This is a genomic window from Aestuariivirga sp. (assembly GCF_041738905.1).
In the GTDB taxonomy this organism is placed as follows: Bacteria; Pseudomonadota; Alphaproteobacteria; order Rhizobiales; family Aestuariivirgaceae; genus Aestuariivirga.
Map to the genome: position 1 here is coordinate 1 of NZ_JBGSOZ010000080.1, position 22,042 is coordinate 22,042.

General features: G+C 61.9%; 19 protein-coding genes and 1 tRNA gene. 7 read left to right on the forward strand and 13 right to left on the reverse strand.

Annotated elements, in window-relative coordinates:
* The first annotated feature begins 207 nt into the window (after positions 1-207).
* The 3 genes from ACEW8Q_RS06790 (at position 208) to ACEW8Q_RS06800 (ending at position 3,846) form a co-directional block, all read left to right on the forward strand.
* Positions 208-3,198 (forward strand): hypothetical protein, encoded by a 2,991-nt coding sequence (locus ACEW8Q_RS06790; RefSeq protein WP_373503295.1) that lies wholly within the window; start codon positions 208-210, stop codon positions 3,196-3,198.
* A 74-nt stretch (positions 3,199-3,272) separates the two neighbouring features.
* Positions 3,273-3,347: transfer RNA gene (locus ACEW8Q_RS06795), tRNA-Thr, on the forward strand.
* Between the two features lie 268 nt (positions 3,348-3,615).
* Positions 3,616-3,846, forward strand: a complete 231-nt coding sequence (locus ACEW8Q_RS06800; RefSeq protein WP_373503296.1) for a hypothetical protein — start codon at positions 3,616-3,618, stop codon at positions 3,844-3,846.
* A gap of 47 nt (positions 3,847-3,893) precedes the next feature.
* On the opposite strand, the gene ACEW8Q_RS06805 is transcribed toward ACEW8Q_RS06800, so the two are convergent.
* The 10 genes from ACEW8Q_RS06805 to ACEW8Q_RS06850 all read right to left on the reverse strand — a co-directional run bounded on the left by ACEW8Q_RS06805 (position 3,894) and on the right by ACEW8Q_RS06850 (position 12,786).
* Positions 3,894-5,129 carry a Rid family hydrolase gene (locus ACEW8Q_RS06805; RefSeq protein ID WP_373503297.1) on the reverse strand — a complete coding sequence of 412 codons (1,236 nt, stop codon included), beginning with the start codon at positions 5,127-5,129 and terminating at the stop codon, positions 3,894-3,896.
* A 58-nt stretch (positions 5,130-5,187) separates the two neighbouring features.
* Entirely contained in the window at positions 5,188-5,613 is a 426-nt protein-coding gene (locus ACEW8Q_RS06810) for a cytochrome c (RefSeq protein ID WP_373503298.1), read from the reverse strand.
* A gap of 71 nt (positions 5,614-5,684) precedes the next feature.
* Positions 5,685-6,056 carry a Fe-S cluster assembly scaffold SufA gene (gene sufA, locus ACEW8Q_RS06815; protein ID WP_373503299.1) on the reverse strand — a complete coding sequence of 124 codons (372 nt, stop codon included), beginning with the start codon at positions 6,054-6,056 and terminating at the stop codon, positions 5,685-5,687.
* An 11-nt stretch (positions 6,057-6,067) separates the two neighbouring features.
* Positions 6,068-6,445 (reverse strand): SUF system Fe-S cluster assembly protein, encoded by a 378-nt coding sequence (locus tag ACEW8Q_RS06820; RefSeq protein ID WP_373503300.1) that lies wholly within the window; start codon positions 6,443-6,445, stop codon positions 6,068-6,070.
* Positions 6,442-7,665, reverse strand: coding sequence for a cysteine desulfurase (locus ACEW8Q_RS06825; RefSeq protein ID WP_373503301.1), 1,224 nt, complete (start codon positions 7,663-7,665; stop codon positions 6,442-6,444). The genes ACEW8Q_RS06820 and ACEW8Q_RS06825 overlap by 4 nt, the downstream gene beginning before the upstream one ends.
* On the reverse strand, positions 7,662-8,834 hold the full coding sequence (gene sufD / locus ACEW8Q_RS06830; RefSeq protein WP_373503302.1) for a Fe-S cluster assembly protein SufD: 1,173 nt from the start codon (positions 8,832-8,834) through the stop codon (positions 7,662-7,664). Before sufD ends, ACEW8Q_RS06825 begins: the two co-directional genes overlap by 4 nt.
* Positions 8,831-9,586, reverse strand: coding sequence for a Fe-S cluster assembly ATPase SufC (gene sufC / locus ACEW8Q_RS06835; protein WP_373503303.1), 756 nt, complete (start codon positions 9,584-9,586; stop codon positions 8,831-8,833). The genes sufD and sufC overlap by 4 nt, the downstream gene beginning before the upstream one ends.
* Positions 9,587-9,694: 108 nt before the next feature.
* Complete coding sequence (sufB, locus tag ACEW8Q_RS06840) at positions 9,695-11,212, reverse strand: Fe-S cluster assembly protein SufB (RefSeq protein WP_373503304.1); 1,518 nt, start codon at positions 11,210-11,212, stop codon at positions 9,695-9,697.
* Between the two features lie 9 nt (positions 11,213-11,221).
* Complete coding sequence (locus ACEW8Q_RS06845; RefSeq protein ID WP_373503305.1) at positions 11,222-12,307, reverse strand: cysteine desulfurase family protein; 1,086 nt, start codon at positions 12,305-12,307, stop codon at positions 11,222-11,224.
* Entirely contained in the window at positions 12,307-12,786 is a 480-nt protein-coding gene (locus ACEW8Q_RS06850; protein ID WP_373503306.1) for an Rrf2 family transcriptional regulator, read from the reverse strand. The genes ACEW8Q_RS06845 and ACEW8Q_RS06850 overlap by 1 nt, the downstream gene beginning before the upstream one ends.
* A 207-nt stretch (positions 12,787-12,993) precedes the next feature.
* On the opposite strand from ACEW8Q_RS06850, the gene ACEW8Q_RS06855 reads away from it, so the two are divergent.
* Both ACEW8Q_RS06855 and ACEW8Q_RS06860 read left to right on the forward strand, forming a co-directional pair.
* Entirely contained in the window at positions 12,994-13,647 is a 654-nt protein-coding gene (locus ACEW8Q_RS06855; protein ID WP_373503307.1) for an alpha/beta hydrolase, read from the forward strand.
* 58 nt (positions 13,648-13,705) lie between these two features.
* Positions 13,706-14,623, forward strand: coding sequence for a DMT family transporter (locus ACEW8Q_RS06860; protein WP_373503308.1), 918 nt, complete (start codon positions 13,706-13,708; stop codon positions 14,621-14,623).
* Here the strand turns inward: ACEW8Q_RS06860 and ACEW8Q_RS06865 are convergent.
* Positions 14,597-15,667 (reverse strand): anhydro-N-acetylmuramic acid kinase, encoded by a 1,071-nt coding sequence (locus ACEW8Q_RS06865; protein ID WP_373503323.1) that lies wholly within the window; start codon positions 15,665-15,667, stop codon positions 14,597-14,599. The two genes, ACEW8Q_RS06860 and ACEW8Q_RS06865, sit on opposite strands and share 27 nt — an antisense overlap.
* Before the next feature lie 83 nt (positions 15,668-15,750).
* On the opposite strand from ACEW8Q_RS06865, the gene tyrS reads away from it, so the two are divergent.
* Positions 15,751-17,007, forward strand: coding sequence for a tyrosine--tRNA ligase (gene tyrS / locus ACEW8Q_RS06870; protein ID WP_373503309.1), 1,257 nt, complete (start codon positions 15,751-15,753; stop codon positions 17,005-17,007).
* A gap of 1 nt (position 17,008) precedes the next feature.
* On the opposite strand, the gene ACEW8Q_RS06875 is transcribed toward tyrS, so the two are convergent.
* Positions 17,009-20,443 carry a DUF3971 domain-containing protein gene (locus ACEW8Q_RS06875; protein WP_373503310.1) on the reverse strand — a complete coding sequence of 1,145 codons (3,435 nt, stop codon included), beginning with the start codon at positions 20,441-20,443 and terminating at the stop codon, positions 17,009-17,011.
* Between the two features lie 300 nt (positions 20,444-20,743).
* Between ACEW8Q_RS06875 and ACEW8Q_RS06880 the strand changes: the two genes are divergently transcribed.
* Positions 20,744-21,247: a polymer-forming cytoskeletal protein gene (locus ACEW8Q_RS06880; protein WP_373503311.1), complete on the forward strand. Its 504-nt coding sequence runs from the start codon at positions 20,744-20,746 to the stop codon at positions 21,245-21,247.
* On the opposite strand, the gene ACEW8Q_RS06885 is transcribed toward ACEW8Q_RS06880, so the two are convergent.
* Entirely contained in the window at positions 21,244-22,026 is a 783-nt protein-coding gene (locus tag ACEW8Q_RS06885; protein WP_373503312.1) for a potassium channel family protein, read from the reverse strand. The two genes, ACEW8Q_RS06880 and ACEW8Q_RS06885, sit on opposite strands and share 4 nt — an antisense overlap.
* Between the last annotated feature and the right edge of the window lie 16 nt (positions 22,027-22,042).

The following is a 22,042-nucleotide window of genomic DNA, read 5'->3' on the forward strand; positions in this document are numbered from 1 at the left end:
CCAGCGGAAAACATGGCGAAATTCGCGACATCTGGGACTTGCTCAGCAGAAACAGCTTGCTCATGAAGGCCTCCTCTATCGGAAGCCTTGAATCAAAACTGCAACTGATCCGCAACCAGTTTAATAGGTCCTGAGCCTAGAGATGGCGACGAGTTCAATTTTCCAGCGAGTATATTTCCTGATCCGGGCTCTCCGTTTATCAGAGGATTGATCTACGAGGCGCCGCAAGTCGAATCGTTCAGATCGACATCTTCCGGGACTATCGTCATCGTCGCCGAACTCGAGAATTTCGGGGACGACCCCCGGGACTTCACTGGTATCGTGATCTACAATAACCAGGGATACCCTTCGCTGCCTGACTATTTTCCTGACGAACAGTACATCGTCGACACCTCCTCCAATCCCGACACGATCGCGGATCCCGATGTCGCCACCCTCGACAACGACCCAACGGCTCTCAACAGTGATCAGCACGGCTCCAACAGCTATGTCGTCGTCTATCGCCGTGACGCGGCAGACGGCAGCTTCTCCGACATTCGCGCCATACTGCAGAACAACTTCACAGGATATGTAAAGGAATTCACGATCAAGCGCTCGGCCACGGGCGAACTCTCGAAGCCGCAGGTGACCCACCTCAATGGCGGCGGGTTCATCGTGGCCTGGATTGACGAATACGCTCCCGATCAGCGCGAGGTGCGGCTGCAGCGCTTCGATGGCGACGGCAACGCCGTGGGTAGCCAGCTCACTTTCGACAACCCCCAGGGCCGCTACATCTGGGACTTTGATCTCGAAACCATGGCCAATGGCCGTGTGCTGCTGACCGTTTCCGAAGGCACCGACAATCGCGGCATCGCCTATGCCATCTACAACGTCGATGGGAATCTCATCACCGGCACGGATAACGGCGAGACGCTGACCGCCAATTCGGGCGACTCGATCCTCGAGGGGCTTGGCGGCAGTGACACGCTGATCGGCCTCGATGGCGACGACTGGATGAGCGGCGGCACCGGCACCGACAGCTTCGATGGCGGCGGCGGCAATGATACAGTGGACTTCACCTACTCCAACTCGGACTGGACCGTGAACCTGCTGACCGGCACGGCAGTAGCGGGCTCCACCACCGAAGCCCTGGAGAGCATCGAGAACGTCAACACCGGCGGTGGCGATGATACAATCACCGGCGACAATGGCATCAACATCCTCAAGGGCAATGGCGGTGACGACACCATCATCAGCGGCCAGGGCGCGGACGACATCGATGGTGGATCGGGCATCGACACCGCCGACTACGAGAACGAATGGACAGGTCTGGCGCTCGCCTCATTTGGAACCCGCACCTATGACCTCGAAGCCGACCAGATGGTGTGGGCCGATGTGACGGCTCCTGGCTCTGGCGGCTATATCGAGCGCATGGAGGGAATCGAGAACGTCATCGGTTCTGATTTCGATGAGACATTCATCGCCGATCTCGCAGCCAACACCTTCACCGGCAACGGCGGCAACGACACGTTCAAGGCACACAACGCCTTGATCTATCTTTCTGCTCTGAAAGACATCTATCTGGGCATGGACGGCATCGACGCAGCGGATTTCGGAGCCATTACGCTTGCCTCCGGCCACACCAGCGCGAGCCGCAGCTTCACCATCACGCTGACGGGCAACTCAACCGTGGCCCTTGGCTCCGCCGTCGAGGATGGCGGCGGTACGTTGGCGACTTTCCTCGACATCGAGACCATTCGCGGCTCCAGTTATGACGACACGATCATTGGAAACACCGTTGCCAACCAGCTCAATGGAGGGGCCGGTGACGACATCATCTCGGGCGGTGGCGGCATCGACGACCTGCGCGGCGGCAATGGCGACGACACTCTGGCGGGCGGCGCGGGCGTCGACATTTTCAACGGCGGGAATGGTTCTGACACGGTGGACTATTCGACCACTGCGGGGAGCGCCACCTACGATCTCGCCCAACAGAAGTTCCTCGGTGCCATTACCGAAAACTGGACGTCCATCGAGAATGTCAATGCCGGATCCGGCAATGACACCTTGATCGGAGGCACCGGCATCAACATCATGGACGGCGGCGCGGGCGACGACGTCATCCATGTGAACGATGCGGGCGATGTCGTGATCGAGGCGGCCGGACAGGGCAACGACCGCGTTGTGGCATCGCTGAGCTACGTGCTCTCGTCTGGCGCCGAAGTCGAGACACTCTCGGTCAGCAACATCTTTGCCTTTGACGAAATCGACCTGACGGGCAACCTGCTTTCCCAGACCATTATCGGCAATCTCGGCAACAATCTCCTCAACAGCGGCGGGCCGGGGGGCGCGGCGGATATCATGCGCGGACTTGGCGGCAACGACACCTATCGCGTCAACAACAGCGCCGACGTGATCGAGGAAGGAATTGGTAGCGGCACGGATACCGTCCGTACGACGGCAAGCTACACACTTGCCTCAGGCGTGGAAGTCGAGCGGCTGCTTGCCCTCGCACCGGCCAGCACCAAGGCGATGGACCTCACCGGCAATGAATTCGGCCAGATCATCGCGGGCAATGCCGGTGCCAACACCCTCACCGGATGGGACGGCGACGATATTCTCGTGGGACTGGACGGCGCTGACGTGATCGACGGTGGCGACGGGATCGACACGCTCGACTACAGCGCCTCCGGCGCGGGCGTGAAGCTGGCCTTCAACAATGGCTCCGCAACCGGCGGCCATGGCGAGGGAGACGTCGTCTCCAACATGGAAAATGTTATTGGCAGCATTTTCGGCGACACATTCACGGGCAACAACGGCGCCAACTTTCTGGATGGCGACAGCGGCGACGACAAGCTGAACGGCGGCAGCGGTCAGGACCAGTTGGCGGGCGGCAGCGGAAACGACACGTTCGTGTTCCTGAGCACCACGCACAGCGGTGCCGGTGAAACGTTGCGCGATACCATCCTGGACTTCGCGGCCGGCGACCTGATCGATCTCTCCCTGATCGATGCCCAGGAGGGTTCTGCCGCGACCGACGAGGCCTTCATCTTCATCCCGGACACGATATTCAGCGGCGAGGGCCAGATCCGGGCGTCGCAGGTGGGCGCCGATACGATTGTCTACATCAACACCAGCGGCAACGGCGGCACCGAGATGCAGATCGTGCTGGCAGGGTTCGCCGTCGGCGACCTCTCGGCGGCGGACTTCCTTCTCTAGGGCGATGCTCTCGCGGGCGGGCATGCCGGGCCCGCTTGCGGCGCATTTCAGAGGCGGCTATACCCCGCCTCGGCGCCGGATTAGCTCAGCGGTAGAGCAGCGGTTTTGTAAACCGAAGGTCGGGGGTTCAATCCCCTCATCCGGCACCATTTCCCTCGCCAGCCCCATGGCGCGAAACTCAGCGGCCCATGCGGCAGCAGGCCCCATGCGGGTTGTGCTTGACAGGCCGCGCCGACGCGTTCATTGACGGGTCACGGACGCCTTTCCATGCGTCCGTTATCAAACAGGAACCAGAAACCCAATGCCAAGCGACAGTCATAGTCGATCGACCATGCCGTTACGGGCGCTGGCGGGTATCTGATTTCGGATCGGTTCCCCTGCCACCGCCGGTAACGGCTGGTCGCAACGAGGTGAACCATGACCTTCAAGTTCTATTCGAACGATCCCGTACGCGCCCCGCACGGTGAAACCACCCGCCCGGACCATGGCGCGGCCACCATCGTCATCCTCATGATGTCGCTGGTTTTCGTGCCCATCGTCGCAGCCCATCTGGCGGTGCTCTGGCACGATCACATGCAAGGCGTCGGCCCCCAGCAGATCGCCGGGCTGATCAGTCAATTTCTCAATCAAGGCTCCGACGCCAACTGACAGACATTGAAGGCCCGCCGGTCCAGCACCGGCGGGCCTTGCCTGTTTCAGAGGGGATCAGGCTCCGCCATCGCAAACGTGTCGATCTCGATGATCATGCCGGGATAGGCGAGGACCGGGAGCGCAATGTCCGTGGTCGCCGGACCGGGCGTTTTGAAGAAGGCCGAACGGATGCGGAGATTCTCCTGGAGCGCGTCGAGCCCCGGCGGCCCGGCATAGACCGTGGTCAGCTTGCAGATGTCGTCATAGTTGGCACCCAGTTCCCGCAGAATCGAGCCGATGTGGACCATCGCCTGCGCCGCCTGGGCGCGCATGTCGAAGGGATTGACCGCGATGCCTTTGGTGTCGAGCGAGACTTGCCCGCCCAGGAAGATCATGTCGTGGCACTTGAGGCCGTGCCAATAGGGAATGTCGACGGTCCAGTCCCATAGCGTGTCGGGCCAGACCTGGCGGCGCGGCAGATGGCTCCCGTCCTCACTCAGCATGGCAACCACCTCGATCCTGATGAGTTGGCCGTCACGGGCGTGACGCGGGATGGGAACGCCAGTTGCGGCAGGTCCTGGTTCGGCAAAATTGGCGGCACAGGCCATGGCGGCGGGCTCGAAATCCTCAACTTTCCCCTGCCCCACGTACCAGCGGTTGATCTTGACCACATCGGCGAATGCTGCCCCGAAGGACGCCAGCGCTGACTTGACCTGCGCCATCACCTGATGGGTCTGCGCGACTATATCACCCTTGTGCAGCACTTCCCCGCTGGCCGACACAGGGCTTTGCCCGCTTACGAAGATCATCTTGCCGCAGCGCACGGCGCTCGCAAAGGCAGCGGGAAGCGGCGACAGGCCGACGGCATCCCCATGGGACCTCGGCAAGGGATCGCCGTTCTCCGAAGCCATTGCATAGGCCTCGATCATCACCTCCGCGCCGGGGAAGGCCAGATAGGCCACCGGCACGGCGGTGACAGTCGGCCTCAGGCCCGGCGGCAAATGATCGCCAATCAGTTGCAGAACGGCATCCTCATCGCGAGAACCATCGTTCACGTAGAAGCAGAGCAGCTTCACGACATGCGACAGATCGCAGCCGGAAGCGGCCAGCACCGTGGCCACATTCGTCATGGCACCGTTGACCTGCGCCCGCAAATCGCCGGGGAAGTTGATCCCGCCCGAAGGCCCCAGATCCATCTGGCCGCTCACCCAGACGAACCGCCCGCAGCGCACGGCGTGGCTGTGGCTCAGATGGGGACCCCAGGACCAGTGGTCTTCAGGTACTGCGAATTGCTTCTTCATGTGCCTCAACCTCGCTTGGACATCGAGTTTCGGTTGCAAGGGGCTAATGCGTCAATGCCTAGGGCTTGCTCTGCAGAGTCTCCACGTATCCGATCAGGTTGGCGATGCGGCGGTCGACGGAGCCTTCGTCACCTTCCGCACCGCCAAGCTCTTGAGCGGCCTCCGCCTTGAACCAGGTTCCCCAGACCGGCATTTCGCGCGTGCCGTGGCCGGTGAGCGGGTCACGGCCATCGATGACCCGCATCAGCCGGTCGGCGGGAAAGGCGCCATAGCGCGCCGTGAGCGTGGTGAGATCGGGTGTCTTGACGCTGAGGCCGAAAGATTTGGGACCGTCACCCTTGCCATCCTCGCCATGGCAACTCGCACAATACATGTTGAAGTCGCCCTCGCCCGACACGCCGGCATTGGGATTGTCCTCATGAGCCAGCGCAGGGCCACACAAAACCATGAGCAGAAACGCGGAACGGAACATCGAACTGGCCATATGGTCACCTCTGAATCAGCCGCGTTCCCCATCGGCAGACTAGGACTGCGACGACGGCGACCGCAAGAAGATTAGGGCGTCGCCGCCTTCAGCTGCACGCTCTCGCCGCAACCGCAGGCTGAGACCTGGTTCGGGTTGTTGAAGACAAAACCGGACTTGAGCGTCGTCGTCTGGAAGTCCATCTCGGTTCCCAGCAGGAACATCATCGCCTTGGCGTCGACCAGCACCTTCACGCCCTTGTCCTCGACCACCTCGTCGAAGGGCTTCTGGTCCTCGGCCCATTCCATCGTGTATTCCATGCCGGCGCATCCGCCGTTCTTCACGCCGATGCGAAGGCCCACGACGGGCCTTTCGGATTTCGACATGATCTCGCGGACGCGCGCCGCAGCGGCGTCAGTGAGCTTCATGATCTGGGGGCGCGGACGGGGTGTTGCGGAGGCCATGATGTCTCTCCTTACCACATGTTCATTGCGACGCGGGCTTCTTCCGACATGCGGCTGTGGTCCCACGGTGGATCGAAAACGATCGTCGCCCGGCACGAGGCAACGCCGGCCACCGTCGAGACGGCGTTCTCGACCCAACCTGGCATGTCGCCCGCCACGGGGCAGCCCGGCGCGGTGAGCGTCATCTCGATTGCCACGTTGCGGTCATCATCGATGTCGACCTTGTAGATAAGGCCCAGTTCATAGATATCGACCGGAATTTCAGGATCATAGACAGTCTTGAGGGCTGCCACGATGTCGTCGGTCATGCGGGCAAGTTCCTCCGGTGGAATGGCCGACGGGTTCGGCGCATTCTCCACGTGAAGGGTCTGTTCTGCGGCATCCATCATCCGAAAATCCTCCGGGCAGAGATAAGCGCGTCCGCCAGAACATCAACCTCTTCGAGGGTGTTGTACATGGCGAATGACGCGCGGCAAGTGGCTGTCACGCCGAAGCGCTGGAGCAAAGGCTGGGTGCAATGGGTTCCGGCACGGACGGCGACCCCCGCCCGGTCGATCACGGTAGCGACATCATGGGCATGGGCACCCTCCATGGTGAACGACACGATCGCGCCCTTGTTCCGGGCGCGGCCGAAAATGCGGAGACTGTTGATCTCCGACAGGCGCTGCATGGCGTAATCACGAAGCTTTGCCTCATGTGCGGCAATGTTGGCGAGGCCGATGCCCTGCATGTAATCGAGCGCGGCCCCAAGGCCGATGGCCTGAACGATGGCGGGCGTTCCAGCCTCGAACCGGTGCGGCGGATCATTGTAGGTGATGGCGTCGGTGGTGACTTCCGCGATCATCTCGCCGCCGCCCTGATAGGGCGGCATGAGCTGCAGCAGGTCCTTCTTGCCGTAGAGCACGCCGATGCCGGTCGGCCCATAGGTCTTGTGGCCGGTGAAGACATAGAAATCCGCGTCGAGCGCCTGGACATCCACAGCCATATGTACCGCCGCCTGGCTGCCGTCGACCAGCACGGGAATGCCGCGTGCGTGAGCCAGCTTGATGACCTCCGCCACCGGCACAATGGTGCCCAGCGCATTCGACATGTGCGTAATGGCCACGATCTTCGTGCGGGGACTGAGCAGCTTCTCGAATTCCTCGATGAGGAAATTGCCGTCCTCGTCGATGGGCACCCATTTCAGGACCGCGCCCTTGTGCTCGCGATGGAAATGCCACGGCACGATGTTGGAATGATGCTCCATGATCGAGAGGACGATCTCGTCGCCCTCCCCGATCACCATGCCGCCATAGCTCTGGGCCACCAGGTTGATGGCCTCGGTCGCATTGCGCGTAAAGATGATCTGCTCGGCGGTTGGCGCGTTCAGAAACCGCCTGACGCTTTCACGTGCATCTTCAAAAGCTTGCGTCGCCGCATTCGACAGATAGTGGAGACCGCGGTGAACGTTGGAGTATTCCTCCGTGTAGGACTTCATCATCGCGTCCAGCACCGGCTTCGGCTTCTGGGCGGAGGCGCCGTTGTCGAGATAGACCAGCGGCTTGCCATAGACTTCACGCGACAGGATGGGGAAGTCGGCGCGGATGGCGTTGACGTCGAAGGCGTTCATCCGGCCCTCCTGTGCTCGGTGAGCCAGCGGGCGGCATAGTCGCCAAGCGCTTCGCGGATGCCATCGTGTGCCACCATCTCGAAGGCTTCGCCGACAAAGGCCGCGATCAACATGGCCTTGGCCTCAGCCTCGGGGATTCCGCGCGACTTCAGATAGAACACATGGTCGTGGTTGAGGTCGCCCGACGTGGCGCCATGGCCGCAGGCGACATCGTCTGCATAGATCTCGAGTTCCGGCTTGGCGTCGAACTCGGCCGTCTCGGACAGCAGCAGTGCATGGCTCGACTGCTTGCCGTCGGTCTTCTGGGCGTGGGGCTGCACGATCACCTTGCCTTGGAAGATGCCGCGGGCATGATCGTCCATCACGCACTTGAACAGTTCGCGGCTGGCGCAGTTGGGCACCCGATGATCGACCACGAGGCGCGAGTCGGCATGCTGCTTTCCGGCGAGCAAGTAGGCGCCGGAGATCTTGGCGTCGGTCCCCTCGCCGAGGAACGTGTAAGTGCCGTTCTGGCGGTTGAGCTTCGCGCCGGAGGTGAGCGTGAAATCCCGGAAGGTGACGTTGGCCGCAAGTGTCACATGAGCGTGCGCCAGGTGGATCGCCTCGCGGGCCTCCAGTTCCACCTTCACGCGGTCGAGCCTTGCGCCCTCGCCGATACGGATCTCGGTCACGCTGTTGGCGAGATAGCTGCCCTCGCCGATGTGTGTCTCGATGATCGTTGCGGAGGCGCCCGCCTCCACCTCGATCAGGTTCCGCGTGGCAACGGTCCGGGGCGCGGCATCGGTCGAGATCAAGACCAGTTCCAGCGGCGTGTCGGCATTGCCCGACAGCGTCACATGCGCGCCGTCGGTCGCGAATGCCGCGTTCATCATCTGCACCGGCTCAGTGGCTTCGGCACGGAATGCGAGCGCCTCGTTGGCGCGGCGGGAATGTGCGGCGTCATAGGCGCCGTTGACGAAGACCATGCGGGTCGCGGCGATGCCATGGAAAAGCGACGCTTTCAAGAGCCGCTCGACCTCGCCCACATCCTCCGTCACCTGCTGGCGCGGCGGATAGGGCTTGTCGATCATCTGGCGCAGGTCGGTCCAGCGCCAGTCTTCCATGCGACGGTGCGGGAGCGAGTGCCCCAGCGCTTCTTCCGCAATGGTCCGGACAAGGGCCGTTGTCATGCCGCATCCTTCTCGAATTCGGCGTAGCCGCGCGCTTCGAGTTCGAGCGCCAGGCTCTTGTCGCCCGACTTGACGATGCGGCCCTTGGACAGCACGTGGACGAAATCCGGCACGATGTAGTCGAGCAGGCGCTGGTAATGCGTGATGACGATCATGCCGCGATCGGGCGAGCGCAGCGCATTGACGCCATCGGCCACCACGCGGAGCGCGTCGATGTCGAGGCCCGAATCCGTCTCGTCCAGAATGCAGAGCGAGGGTTCCAGCACAGCCATCTGCAGGATCTCGGCGCGCTTCTTCTCGCCGCCCGAGAAGCCCACGTTGACTGGCCGCTTCAGCATGTCGGCGGAGACGTTCAGCTTTGCCGCCTTCTCCTTCACCAGCCGCATGAAGTCGGGTGTGGAGAGTTCCTTCTCGCCGCGCGCCTTCCGCTGCGAATTGAGCGCCACCTTGAGGAACTGCATGGTGGCGACGCCCGGAATCTCGATCGGATACTGGAAGGCGAGGAACACGCCCATGGCCGCCCGCTGGCTCGTCTCCATCTCCAGCAGGTCCTCGCCCTTGTAGGTCACGGACCCTTCCGTCACCTCATAGCCCTCGCGGCCGGCAAGGACATAGGAGAGCGTGGACTTGCCGGAGCCGTTCGGTCCCATGATGGCATGGACTTCGCCGGGCTTCACGGAAAGCGTCAGCCCACGGATGATCTCGCGGTCTTCGTCTTCAAGCTTCACATGGAGGTTGTTGATGTCGAGCATAGTATGTGAACTCTTCCCTGTTTCGTCATGCCCGGACTTGTTCCGGGCATCTTCCTGTCTTGTGGCTCGAGATTGCAGGGACGAGCCCTGCCATGACGAGAATTCCTGTTAACCCACGCTCCCTTCGAGCGAGATGCCGATGAGCTTCTGCGTCTCGGCCATGAACTCCATCGGCAGTTGCTGCAGCACGTCGCGGACGAAGCCGTTGACGATGAGGGCCACCGCCTCTTCCTGCGTCAGGCCGCGCGACATGCAGTAGAACATCTGGTCATCGGAGATCTTCGAGGTCGTCGCCTCGTGTTCGAACTGGGCGGTCGAGGTCTTGGCCTCGATGTAGGGCACGGTGTGCGCGCCGCACTTGTCGCCGATGAGGAGCGAGTCGCACTGCGTGAAGTTGCGAGCGTTGGTGGCCTTGCGGTGCGCCGAGACGAGGCCGCGATAGGTGTTGTCGCTCTTTCCGGCGGCGATGCCCTTCGAGATGATGCGGCTCGACGTATTCTTGCCGAGGTGGATCATCTTTGTCCCTGAGTCCACCTGCTGGCGGCCATTGGAAATCGCGATGGAGTAGAACTCGCCGCGCGATTCCTCGCCGCGCAGGATGCAGCTTGGATACTTCCAGGTGATGGCAGACCCGGTCTCGACCTGCGTCCACGAAATCTTGGAACGAGGGCCACGGCAATCGCCGCGCTTGGTCACGAAATTGTAGATGCCGCCCTTGCCTTCCTCGTCGCCCGGATACCAATTCTGGACGGTCGAATACTTGATCTCGGCATCGTCCATCGCGATCAGTTCGACGACCGCCGCATGAAGCTGGCTCTCCTCGCGGGTCGGCGCGGTGCAGCCTTCGAGATAGGAGACGTAAGAGCCCTTGTCGGCGATGATGAGCGTGCGCTCGAACTGGCCGGTGTTCTTGGCATTCATGCGGAAGTAAGTGGACAGTTCCATCGGGCAGCGCACGCCGGGCGGCACATAGACGAAGGAGCCATCGGAGAAGACGGCGGAGTTCAGTGCGGCATAGTAATTGTCACCCTGCGGGACGACGGAGAAGAGATACTTCCTCACAAGCTCGGGATGCTCGCGGAGGGCTTCCGAGATCGAGCAGAAGATGACGCCTGCCTTGGCGAGCTCAGCCTTGAAGGTGGTGACGACGGAGACCGAGTCGAACACCGCATCGACGGCCACCTTGCCGGAGGCATATTCGCTGACGCCCGCATCATCGAGTTCGCTCTTCTCGCCCTGCTTCCTGACGCCCGCGAGAATTTCCTGTTCTTTGAGCGGGATGCCGAGCTTGGCGTAGGTTTCGAGCAGCTTGGGATCGACTTCATCAAGGCTCTTCGGCCCCGACATGCTCTTCGGCGCGGCGTAGTAATAGAGATCCTGAAAATCGATCTTCGGATAGTGGACCTTGGCCCAGGTGGGCTCGTCCATCTGCAACCAGCGGGTATAGGCTTCGAGGCGGGCGTCGAGCATCCATTGGGGCTCGCCCTTCTTGGCCGAGATGAAGCGGACGATATCCTCGTTCAGGCCCTTCGGCGCGAAATCGGATTCGATTTCGGTTTCAAAGCCGTACTTGTACTTGTCGACTTCGATGTCCTTGACGAGTTCGATTGTTTCGAGGTCAGCCATTGTTCTTCTCTATGCAGCAGCGCGGGCCTTGTGGCGGGCAAGCATCTTGCGCCACGCGGCGGTGAAGTGTTCGATGTGAGCGGATGTCGTGTCCCAGCCCAGTGATACGCGGATGGCGCCACGGGAGATTTCAGGTGCGACACCCATGGCGGCCAGCACGTGGGACTTCGCCACCTTGCCGGACGAGCAGGCCGAACCCGAGGAAGCCGCGATCCCTTCGAGATCGAAGCCCATCAGCAGTGTTTCGGCATTCATGCCCGGCATGGCGAAGCAGGTGGTGTTGGGAAGACGCGCAACATCCGCGCCGAAGATGATTGCGCCTTCAAGCGATGATTCCAGCTTGTCGCGCAAATCCTTGACGGCGTTCAGCTTTTCATTGGCCACCGCGCCGAACCCGGCAATGGCGGCAAGGTTCTCGGTGCCGGCGCGGCGGCGCAGTTCCTGGCCGCCGCCATGGATCAAAGGCTCAAGTGCGAGGCCATCGCGGACGACGAGCGCGCCAGCGCCGACAGGACCTCCCAGCTTGTGGGCGGATAACGTCATGAGGTCGACGCCCAGCAGGCCGAAGTTTACCGGAATCTTGCCGAGTGCTTGGACGGCATCGGTGTGGACAAGCGCGCCATGCGCCTGCGCCAGCGCCACGATCTCCCGCAGCGGCTGGATGACGCCCGTCTCATTGTTGGCGAGCATGACGCTGACCAGCGTCCTGCGTCCCGGCAGAAGCCGTTCAAGCGCCGCAAGGTCGACAATGCCATTCGCATCGACGGGAAGTATTTCGACCGCCTTGCCTGACGCTTTCGCGGCTTCGAGAACCGACGGGTGCTCGATGGCCGACACGATGAGCCGCTCGACCGGCGCACCCTTGAGCGCCAGATTATTCGCCTCGCTGCCGCCGCCAGTGAAGACGACCATGGGCGCGATGACGCCAATCGCGCGGGCCACTTGCTCACGAGCATCGTCCAGCAGCTTCCGGGCCATGCGTCCCTCGGCGTGGACGGAGGAGGCGTTGCCGGTCACGTCCATCGCCGCAATCATCGCCGCCTTCGCCTGCGAGCGAAGCGTCGAGGATGCGTTATGGTCGAGATAGGTTCTCATCAGGCAACGGACCTTGCTTCCGGGCGCACATGCCGGTCCTTGGTCTGCTTGATGGTGGCGGCCAGTGCGAGGTTGCGCTTCTCCACGACGTCCTCAAGCGTGATCGAGGACAGGAAGTTCATCATCTGGCGGCCGAGCGACGACCACAGGTCATGCGCGTTGCAGCGCTCACCCTTCACGCAACCCTCGACTGCATCGCCGCCACAACGCGTCAGGTGAAGCTCCTCGTCCGCCGCAAGGATGATGTCCGAAATGGGGATCTCTGCGGCAGGCCTCGCTAGCCGGTAGCCGCCGCCGGGGCCGCGCGCGCTCTCTACGAGCCGGGCCTTGCGGAGCTTGCCGAAAAGCTGCTCCAGATACTCCTGGCTGATGTCCTGCCGCTCGGCGATTTCAGCCAGCGAAATGGGGTCGCCCTTGGAACATGCCGCAATGTCAATCATCGCCATTACGGCATACCGGCCCTTGGTGCTCATCTTCATGGCGTCTTCTCGGGTCCCATCTGCACGAAATCCTTGATTTTGAACCCCGCACCCGTGCTAAAGGCGAGGTCCGATGACGGGACCATGCCCGCCAGTTTCGAATAATTCTAAACAGGGATATAGAAAACCCGAGTACCGGAGTCAATTATTCGGTGGACATCCACCGGAAAATTCCGATCGGCGTCTCCCCAAAGGACCAGAGCCAATATGCCGGAAGTGATTTTCAGCGGACCCGCCGGACGGATCGAGGCGCGTTACCACCATTCCAAGGCCCCGGGTTCGCCCATCGCCATCCTGCTTCATCCGCACCCGACCTTCGGCGGCACGATGAACAACCCCATCGTCCATGCCATGTACCAGATGTTCCAGACGCGGGGCTTTTCAGTGCTGCGCTTCAATTTCCGGGGCGTGGGCCGCAGCCAGGGCATCTTCGAGAACGGCGCAGGCGAACTCTCTGACGCCGCCTCGGCGCTCGACTGGCTCCAGTCATTCAACCGCGAAGCCAAAATCTGCTGGATCGCGGGCGTCTCCTTCGGCGCCTGGATCTCGATGCAGCTCCTGATGCGGCGGCCGGAAATCTCGGGTTTCATCTCGGTGGCGCCGCTTGCCAAGCATTATGACTTCTCGTTCCTGGCGCCCTGCCCGGCGTCCGGTCTGTTCATCAATGGAGAGAAGGACACGGTGACGCCGCCGGAAGCAGTGCACAGCCTTGTTTCCAAGCTGAAGACCCAGAAGGGCATCGCCGTCGAGCACAAGGTGATTGCCGGCGCCAACCACTTCTTCCAGGACAAGATCGACGAACTGACCAAGATCTGCTCGACCTATGTGGACAAGCGGCTGGCCGCCGAAGGCCAGCTCTGAGGTTTTCGCAACGGTTTTCGGGTGGCGCCTTGGCGGTGGCCAAGGCTAAGGCGTCTCCATGAACAGCGCGAAGCACATCAGTCTTGCCGACTGGGGCCTTATGGTCATGCTGTCGGTCATTTGGGCGGGCTCGTTTCTGTTTGTCGGCATCGCGGTAAAGGAACTGTCGCCGCTCGTCATCGTCCTGGCGCGGGTCGTGCTGGCGGCCGCGGGACTGGTTGTCCTGCTGGTCGTGACAGGAACCAAACTGCCGCGAGACCGCGCCAGCTGGATCACCATCGGCGGGCTGTCCGTCCTCAACAACATTCTTCCCTTCATCCTCATCGTGACCGGGCAGACCATGATCGCCAGCGGTCTTGCCTCCGTCATCAACGCGACGACACCACTGTTCGGGGTGGCTTTCATCGCGATGGCGGGGCTTGAACCGCTGGTAGCCCGGAAAGTCGGGGGCCTTCTCATCGGCGTGGCGGGTGTTGCGATCATCAAGGGCGGAACGCTGTTCGGAGCAGGATCACAGAGCATTGGCATCCTGTGCTGCCTTGGTGCTGCCGCCTGCTATGGGCTGGGCAGCCTGTGGGCCAAGGCGAAGCTTAAGGGCATCTCTCCCGTCAGCGCCGCGACCGGCCAGCTGCTGTGTTCCTCCGCCATCATGATGGTCTTCGCCTTTGCCTTCGACGATCCGTGGACGCTGCTCGACGCGTCTTTGCAGGGCTGGCTGGCGTTGCTTGGCCTGTCGCTGCTCGCCACTTCCTTTGCCTATGTCATTTTCTACCAGGTCGTCCAGCGCGCCGGGCCCGCCAACGTGCTGCTGGTGACCATGATGATCCCGGCATCCGCCATCGCCATGGGCTTCTTGGTGCTTCATGAAACGCTGGAGCCGCGCGAGATCATCGGTGCGCTGATCATCATCGGCGCACTGGTGATCATCGACGGGCGTGTCGTCAGCCTCTTAAGGCGTGGCGGCAAGACCGCCTGACAAGGGCTCCGGACATCCCGTGGTGCCGGGGAATGTGATCGGCAGCCCCTTGAGGCAGCGAACCGCGAGATAGGCCCAGGCCTCGGCCTCCATCGAGTCTCCGTTGAAGCCCGCTTCTTCCGCGGTCTGGAACACTGTGGGACGCCCGGGAAAGGACTCCATCAGCGTGCGGTTCAGGCGCCCGCCCCCGCAAACGATCCAGCGGCGCGGCGCCTCCGGAAACCAGTCATCTGCCTGCATCACGCTGAATTTCGTAAAGGCCAGCAGGGTTGCTGCTCCATCAGCATCCGAGAGATGGCCGAGCGGCAGCGATGCGAAGCTGTTGCGGTCGAGGGACTTTGGCGGCCTGTCCTCGAAATAGGGATTTCCCAGCAACTGCGCGAGGGCGCTTTCATCAATTTTGCCCGTGGCGGCGAGGCGGCCATCCTCGTCGAAGGGCCTTCCAATGCGCTTCAGGCACCAGTCGTTGAGCAACGCATTGCCGGGGCCGGTGTCGAAGGCGATCAGTTCGCCGTTCCGTCCGATCCACGACACATTTGCGACGCCTCCGATGTTCAGAAAAGCGACGGGCCGCTCTGGCAGCGAGGCGGCCAGGGCCCGGTGATAGACCGGCACGAGCGGAGCGCCCTGCCCCCCAGCGGCGACGTCGGCCGCGCGCATGTCCCACATAACGGGGCGGCCAAGGCGGCGTGCCAGTGCAGGTCCGTCTCCCAGCTGGACGGTCAACTGCATCTCCGGCCTGTGGATGACGGTCTGACCGTGAAACCCGATCACGTCGATTTCAGAATCACTTAGGCCATTGTCCTTGACGAATTTCTGAACGGCATCCGCATGCCAGCCGGTCAACGCACGCTCGGCATCGCCCAGAATGCCGGGGCGGGCGGTCCGATCCGTCAGCGCCTTGGCTTCCTCCAGCGCATCCTGCAAAAGCGCCTGCTGTTCGGGGCGGTAGGCATAGGTTGCGGATGGACCTCGCTTCACCACGTCCTCGCCGTCGGTATGGAGCAACGCGACGTCGATCCCGTCGAGCGAGGTTCCCGACATCAGCCCCAGTGCCGCCAGTGGTTTTGACACGACTTCATCCCGTGGTAAGAGCCCGCACCGCTTTCCGAAAAGAGTTCAGTGCCATGAGCCAGTTCAAGTCCGATTTCCTCAACATACTGTTTAGCCGCGGTTTCATCCACCAGATCTCGGACCCCGAGGCGCTGGACGCTGCCGCGAAGGCCGGCACGATTTCGGGCTATATCGGTTTCGACGCGACCGCTGCCTCGTTGCATGCAGGCTCGCTCGTCCAGATCATGATGCTGCGGTGGATGCAGAAGACCGGCCATCGGCCGATTGCGCTCATGGGCGGCGGCACCACCAAGATCGGCGACCCCTCGTTCAAGGACGAGTCGCGCAAGCTCCTCACGGTCGAGCAGATCGCCAGTAATCTTGCGGGCATCCGCCAGGTCTTCACGAAATTCCTGACATTCGGCGATGGCCCGACGGATGCGCGGATGGTCAACAATGCCGACTGGCTCGACCATCTCAACTACATCGACTTCCTGCGCGACTATGGCGTTCACTTCACCATCAACCGCATGCTCAGCTTCGACTCGGTGAAGCTCAGGCTCGACCGCGAGCAGCCCCTCACCTTCCTCGAATTCAACTACATGATCCTGCAAGCCTATGACTTCCTCGAACTGTCACGCCGCGAATCCTGCGTGCTGCAGATGGGCGGTTCCGACCAGTGGGGCAACATCGTCAACGGCATCGAGCTTGGCCGCCGTTGCGACCAGAAGCAGCTGTTTGCGCTCACCTCGCCGCTGCTGACCACATCGTCGGGCGCCAAGATGGGCAAGACCATGTCCGGCGCGGTCTGGCTCAACGCCGACTTGCTCAGCCCCTATGACTACTGGCAGTACTGGCGGAACTCGGAGGATGCCGACATTGGCCGCTTCCTGAAACTTTACACGGAGATGCCGCTACGCGAAATTGATCGGTTGGCCGCACTCGGGGGTTCCGAGATCAATGAAGCGAAAAAGGTGCTGGCCACGGAAGCTACAGCCATGTTGCACGGGCGCGAGGCTGCGGAGCAAGCGGGCGAAACTTCTCGCCGAACATTCGAAGAGGGACAGAGTGCTGAGGGTCTTCCAACCATCGAACTAGACCTCGTGAGTGGAGTCGGTTTGCTGCAGGCTTGTGTTGCTGCAGGCTTTGCTACGTCGAACAGCGAAGCAAGACGTTCCGTTCAAGGCGGAGCTATAAGAGTGAATGACATGCAGATCACCGACGAGAGGTATCGACTTGACAATCACATCAAGGGCAACAGGGACTCGATAAAACTTTCAATGGGCAAAAAAAAGCACGTTCTAGTGAGACCAAAACTCTGGCAACAATAACCTAGTTGTTCTCGGCATTGTTCCGGCCTTGGGACTTGTTGCCCTGGCCGGTGTTTCCATATTCGAAGAACTTGCGGAAGATGCCGGGCGCCACGGCGGAAACCGGGTTCATCTGGAAAACAGGCTTGTCGATGGTGCCGCCCAGGGCAAATGTGACGCCGATGATGCCTTGGCCCTTGCCGCCGGTGAGAATGTCACCGACCAGTGGAATGTCGCCGATGGCAGCGTTCAAGGCATAGGCCGGGATGATGGTGCCGGTGATGTCCACCGCGCCATCAGACTTGCGGATCAGCCCCTCCGCACTCGCGCCCAATTCGTTGCCGCGGACGAGGCTTTCGCCGATCCGGATGAACTTCTGGTCGGAGGTAAAGGGCAGCGTCAACTTGGCGAAGGACAGCGATTCCCGGCGTGGTCCGCTCTTCTTCGGCTTGCCGCGCGAGTCGAGTTCGGCAAGGGCGGCCTCGTTGCGAACCTCGAAGTTGCGCAGCACGAGCTGGCCTTTCCTGACCGAGGACGAGGTATCGTTGGACAGCAGCGCGAAGAACTCGATCTGGCCGCCCGCAACCTTGGAATAGAGATTGGCCGCGCGGATGGCGGCGCCCCCGTCGCGTCCATTGATGCGCATCTCGCGGCCACCTTCAACGGGTGTCACGCGGAAGACCACAGGCTGGCCGCTGAGGAACGTTCCGCTGATCTCGGCGTCCTCAAGGCGCGAGCCGCGCGCGCGGAGTGTGCCCGAAGCCCCAGTGATGATCTCGCCCCGATTGGCGTAGACACGATCGAGATTGAGCGAGATGCTGAGAGGCTTGTCCTTTGCCGCCTCGCCGCCATTCGCTTCGCCCGACTTCCGCGTGCCGAACATCGAGCGGATCAGAGGGCGCGCATCGAAGCTGTCACCCTTCAGGGCGATCTGCGTTTCACCGTCCGTCTCCTTCACGTTCAGCGCGAAGAGATTTTCGTCGCTCAATCGGATTTCCGTCAAGTCGATCTCCCGGAAGCCGCCGGCCTTCGCCTTGGCACTCAGCGCGATGCGGCCCTTGATCGACAGGCCGGGGCCCTTGATCACGAGGTCTTCCACGCGCCGTCCCTTCTCGCCCTTGCCGAAGAAGGTCAAGGTTGCCCCAGTCTTCGCGGTGGCGGGCCTGAACCAGCTGATAGCCGGAATGCGCATCTCGACATCGTCGAGGTCAGCCTCCACGGAGACCTTGCCCTGCGGATCGCCCAGATCCTCGATCGTCGCCTTGATGCCGATGGGGCCACGCGCGAAGGTGCCGAGGTCGATCCCCATCTTCTGGCGCTGTTCGCCATCGAGCTTTGCCTCGATGACCGCTGACTGTTTTGCCTGCGGACCCGCCGCGCGTTGCCATGTCAGCTTGGCGGGAACGCCAGCGATCTTCGCGGGGCCGTGGGCCGTGAAGGCACCATCGTCCACCGACAATTCGATTTCACCTTCGGAAATGTCGATGCCCGGAATGGCGTCCTGCAACGCGGCATTGGAGAGCTTTGCGGTGACATCGACAATCACGCGCTCCTTGGGCACATCCTTCATGAGGGGCAATGCCAGCTTCACCTTCAGCTTGGTGTTGCCGTCGAGCTTCGTCGTGTCGAAGCCGGTGTTGCGGATGAGATTGAGCGCAGGATGGGCTAGGTATTCGATCAGCGCCTGGGCATTGGCCTGAACGTCGAGGTCGAATTCCGCCAGGGTCTCGACGGCCAGAATGTCTGTGGCCTTCATGGTGCCGGATGCAAGCCGCCCCTTTGCACCCGAAGGCAGCGTCACATCCGCCTTGTCGACTTTCAGGACGAAGTCATTGTCGGTGAGCTTTCCTTCACCGGACGCGTTCAGGAGCGGCGGCAGGTCCCTGAAATAGCCCGCCGTGACGCCCGACGTGCGGAAGCCGAGGTTGATCGAGCCCTTGGGGAGCTTGCGGTTCCTCTGCGCCGCCGCCAGTGCATCGACCGGCAGGTTCACCATGAACTCGCCATCGTCGATGCGGCCGCTGCGGATGTTCTCGTTCAGCCACTTGCGCGTCTTGGGCGCCATGATCGGCGGCCAGAGCTGCTTCATCAGCGTGGCGGACAATCCCCGGATGCGGCCCGACAGCAGGATGCCCGCCGACTCGGAGCCTCCCGTGATGGCGCCCCGGAGCCTGATCCCGCTGTCACCCGACATGACCACGAGATCGTCGATGTCGAGCCGGGCCTCCTCGATCGCCGCATTGCCGATGAAGTCGACGCGGTCCACGGCCACCGGAGCCTTGTTCGAACCCTGCGCATCGATGGCCACGTTGCGGGCCTGCAGCGAGATCCTGAGGGCGGTCAGCCGCCCGTCGGCATCGCGGACGGGAAGAACGTTGCCCTTCACCTGGGCGCGCGAACTGCCTACGAGCAGCGTCGAGTCGGTGATGATGATGCTTCCCGTCACAGGGTCGTAGTCGGCGCGGAGAGAGCCCTCGTCGATGATGATGGGGTCGGCCAGATAGTCCGGCAAGCCAACCTCGCCGGCTGCCGCGCTGAACTCCGCCGTGGCCTTGGTGATGAGCCCGGTGTCGGTTACCTCCATCTCCACCTGGCCCGACAGCGGAACCTTGACGCGGGCCAGTTGCGAGAGCGCAAATATCTCGTCAGAAATGTTGGCGGGAACAATATCGTTCACCCTCATGCTGATCGAGAAGGAGCGGGACTCGCGGCGGTAGCTGGCCGACATGTCGGCGTGCCATGTTCCCTGCTCGTCGCCGTTCGAGACTTCCGCATTGGCTACCACCGCAAAGCCATAGGGCATGCGCCTGAAGACGAGTTCCGCCTCGGGCACGTCCCAGATCGAATCATTGGCCTCGTCGTAGAAACGGATCTCGCCATTGGCGATCCGGATGGTTTCGATGGAATTGATCGAACCGCCCCCACCTTGCGTGTCCGGCCCGCCGCCACTCAGAATATCGATGAGGGTTGCAGCCCCGCCGGCGTTCTCGAATGCTCCGGCGAGGCTTTCCTGATCGCTCTTGCCCGGCATCTCTGGGACATCGGCATCGACGGAAACCGTTTCATTCTCGGGCGCTGCATCCCCGAAACCAAGTTCCATCCTTCCGTCGAGCGTGCGCATGACACGGATACGCGGGCCGATCAGTTCGATCGAGGTCGGAACCAGCCTGCCGGAAAGTACCGCGTCTTCCCGGATGCCGATGGCGGCGCGCGGTGCGCGGGCAATGAGGTTGCCTGAACTGTCCTTCAACTCGATGTTGCGGAGGCGGAAATGCGGAATGCCCGTTTCGGCGGCGCGTTCGATGACCGCGCCGCCCACCGAAACCGTCATGCCCGTGAGGTTGCGGTTGATCTGCTGCTGGATGGTGTCGCGCATGAAATCGAGCGCGACCGGCCCTTGCGACAGCCGCACGTAAAAGGCGATTGCCGCAATCAGCAGGACGGTCAAGACCGACATGATGCTGTAAGCGGATATCTTAACCAGCCGCCGCAACCTGCTTCCGTTCCGCTGTCAAATAACAGTCATCATGTGCCATCCCCAAAGCCCGTAGGCAATGGGCAAACATCCTCTCGGAGGCACCTTTGGCCACCAAACATGGGCCAAACCGTGGCCATGGCGGAGGGGCCTGGTCGAAGCCGGGGGCCTGCCCGAGCCTCCATCCCGGCCTCCGGGCAATTGGCATGACATCCCTGCGTTCGCTTGGTACTCTGTGCAGGTGATTCCGGCGGCGCTAACAGATCAAAAGGTGGAACCCCCGTGTTATTCCGCAAGCAGAAGCCTGCCGTAAACGACAACCACGATGCGGTTGTCCCGACGACCACGCTCATTGGTGCCGATACCACTTTCGAGGGCAATCTCTCCAGTGACGGCGAAGTCCGCATCGAGGGGATATTGCGTGGCTCCATTCGTGCCCGAAGCTGCATCGTGGCGGCACAGGGCGTGGTGGAAGGCGACATTACGGCGGATGATGTCATCGTCCATGGCCAGGTCACGGGGCCGTTGCGCGCGGAGCACGTTCACCTGCAGACCGGCGCCACGGTCGAGGGCGACATCACCAGCGATACCATCGCCATTGAAACCGGCGCGCGGCTCTCGGGTGCCGTATGGCAGAAATCCCAGGCCGAGGCGCAGAAGGCCCAGCCTGCGCTCTCCTATGGCGAGGCACCTGCCCTGTTTTCCGAGTCGCTCTGGAGTTCCCAGCGCGACGACGACTTCCGGCCTCTGAGGGCAGTTCGTCCGCGGGCGTCCAACGGGCGCTAGACGTCGCCTTCGTCAGGGATATTCAAAAGTCGACCACATGCCTTGCAATGGACGGCATCGCGCTCATGGCGCAGCAAGCCGCAATCCGGGCATTTGAAATTGACCTTGTCCGGCCGCAGCATCACCTGGACCAGCCGCAGGAACAGCGAGACGCCGAAAATCATGATGACGACCGCTGTAAGCCGGCCCCATGTGCCCTTGAGCACGATGTCACCGAAGCCCGTGGTGGTCAGCGCCGTCACCGTGAAATAGAGCGCATCGCCGTAGTTGCCGATTTCCGGATTGATGCTGTGCTGCGTCTCGTAGACGATGGCCGTCATGCAGAAGAGAAAAACCACGAGGTTCAGGGCCGAGAGCACAATGTCCTCGTGCCTGCGGAACCACTTGAAATCCTGCCTCAGCCGCTTCGTCACCTGATAGGAGCGGAACAGCCGCAGCACGCGCGCCACCCGCAGGAATGCGAAGCCCTCTCCGACGATCGGCGCCATCAGCGACACGATGACGATCAGGTCGAGGATGCCGAAAGGACTGAGAAGCATCTTTCGCCTGTTGTGAGCAATCCACAGCCGGGCCAGGAAATCCGCGATGATCAGGACGCCGATGACCGCGTCCAATATCTCAGTGCCGCGAGCACGGAGGAAGGACGACGCCACGATGAACGTGATGGTGACGACATCGAAGATGAGGAGACCATACCTGAAGCGATGCCCGGCCTGGGTATCGCCTTCATAAAGGTCTTCCAGGCGCTCCTTCAGCGGCTTCGCCGTCTTGGTATCCATTCCCGATCAGTAGGAC

Coding starts and splice junctions, on each gene's coding strand:
- ACEW8Q_RS06800 (WP_373503296.1), top strand. CDS start 3,616: ATGACCTTCAAGTTCTATTCGAACGATCCCGTACGCGCCCCGCACGGT.
- ACEW8Q_RS06805 (WP_373503297.1), bottom strand. CDS start 5,129: ATGAAGAAGCAATTCGCAGTACCTGAAGACCACTGGTCCTGGGGTCCC.
- ACEW8Q_RS06810 (WP_373503298.1), bottom strand. CDS start 5,613: ATGGCCAGTTCGATGTTCCGTTCCGCGTTTCTGCTCATGGTTTTGTGT.
- sufA (WP_373503299.1), bottom strand. CDS start 6,056: ATGGCCTCCGCAACACCCCGTCCGCGCCCCCAGATCATGAAGCTCACT.
- ACEW8Q_RS06820 (WP_373503300.1), bottom strand. CDS start 6,445: ATGATGGATGCCGCAGAACAGACCCTTCACGTGGAGAATGCGCCGAAC.
- ACEW8Q_RS06825 (WP_373503301.1), bottom strand. CDS start 7,665: ATGAACGCCTTCGACGTCAACGCCATCCGCGCCGACTTCCCCATCCTG.
- sufD (WP_373503302.1), bottom strand. CDS start 8,834: ATGACAACGGCCCTTGTCCGGACCATTGCGGAAGAAGCGCTGGGGCAC.
- sufC (WP_373503303.1), bottom strand. CDS start 9,586: ATGCTCGACATCAACAACCTCCATGTGAAGCTTGAAGACGAAGACCGC.
- sufB (WP_373503304.1), bottom strand. CDS start 11,212: ATGGCTGACCTCGAAACAATCGAACTCGTCAAGGACATCGAAGTCGAC.
- ACEW8Q_RS06845 (WP_373503305.1), bottom strand. CDS start 12,307: ATGAGAACCTATCTCGACCATAACGCATCCTCGACGCTTCGCTCGCAG.
- ACEW8Q_RS06850 (WP_373503306.1), bottom strand. CDS start 12,786: ATGAAGATGAGCACCAAGGGCCGGTATGCCGTAATGGCGATGATTGAC.
- ACEW8Q_RS06855 (WP_373503307.1), top strand. CDS start 12,994: ATGCCGGAAGTGATTTTCAGCGGACCCGCCGGACGGATCGAGGCGCGT.
- ACEW8Q_RS06860 (WP_373503308.1), top strand. CDS start 13,706: ATGAACAGCGCGAAGCACATCAGTCTTGCCGACTGGGGCCTTATGGTC.
- ACEW8Q_RS06865 (WP_373503323.1), bottom strand. CDS start 15,667: ATGTCGGGAACCTCGCTCGACGGGATCGACGTCGCGTTGCTCCATACC.
- tyrS (WP_373503309.1), top strand. CDS start 15,751: ATGAGCCAGTTCAAGTCCGATTTCCTCAACATACTGTTTAGCCGCGGT.
- ACEW8Q_RS06875 (WP_373503310.1), bottom strand. CDS start 20,443: ATGTCGGTCTTGACCGTCCTGCTGATTGCGGCAATCGCCTTTTACGTG.
- ACEW8Q_RS06885 (WP_373503312.1), bottom strand. CDS start 22,026: ATGGATACCAAGACGGCGAAGCCGCTGAAGGAGCGCCTGGAAGACCTT.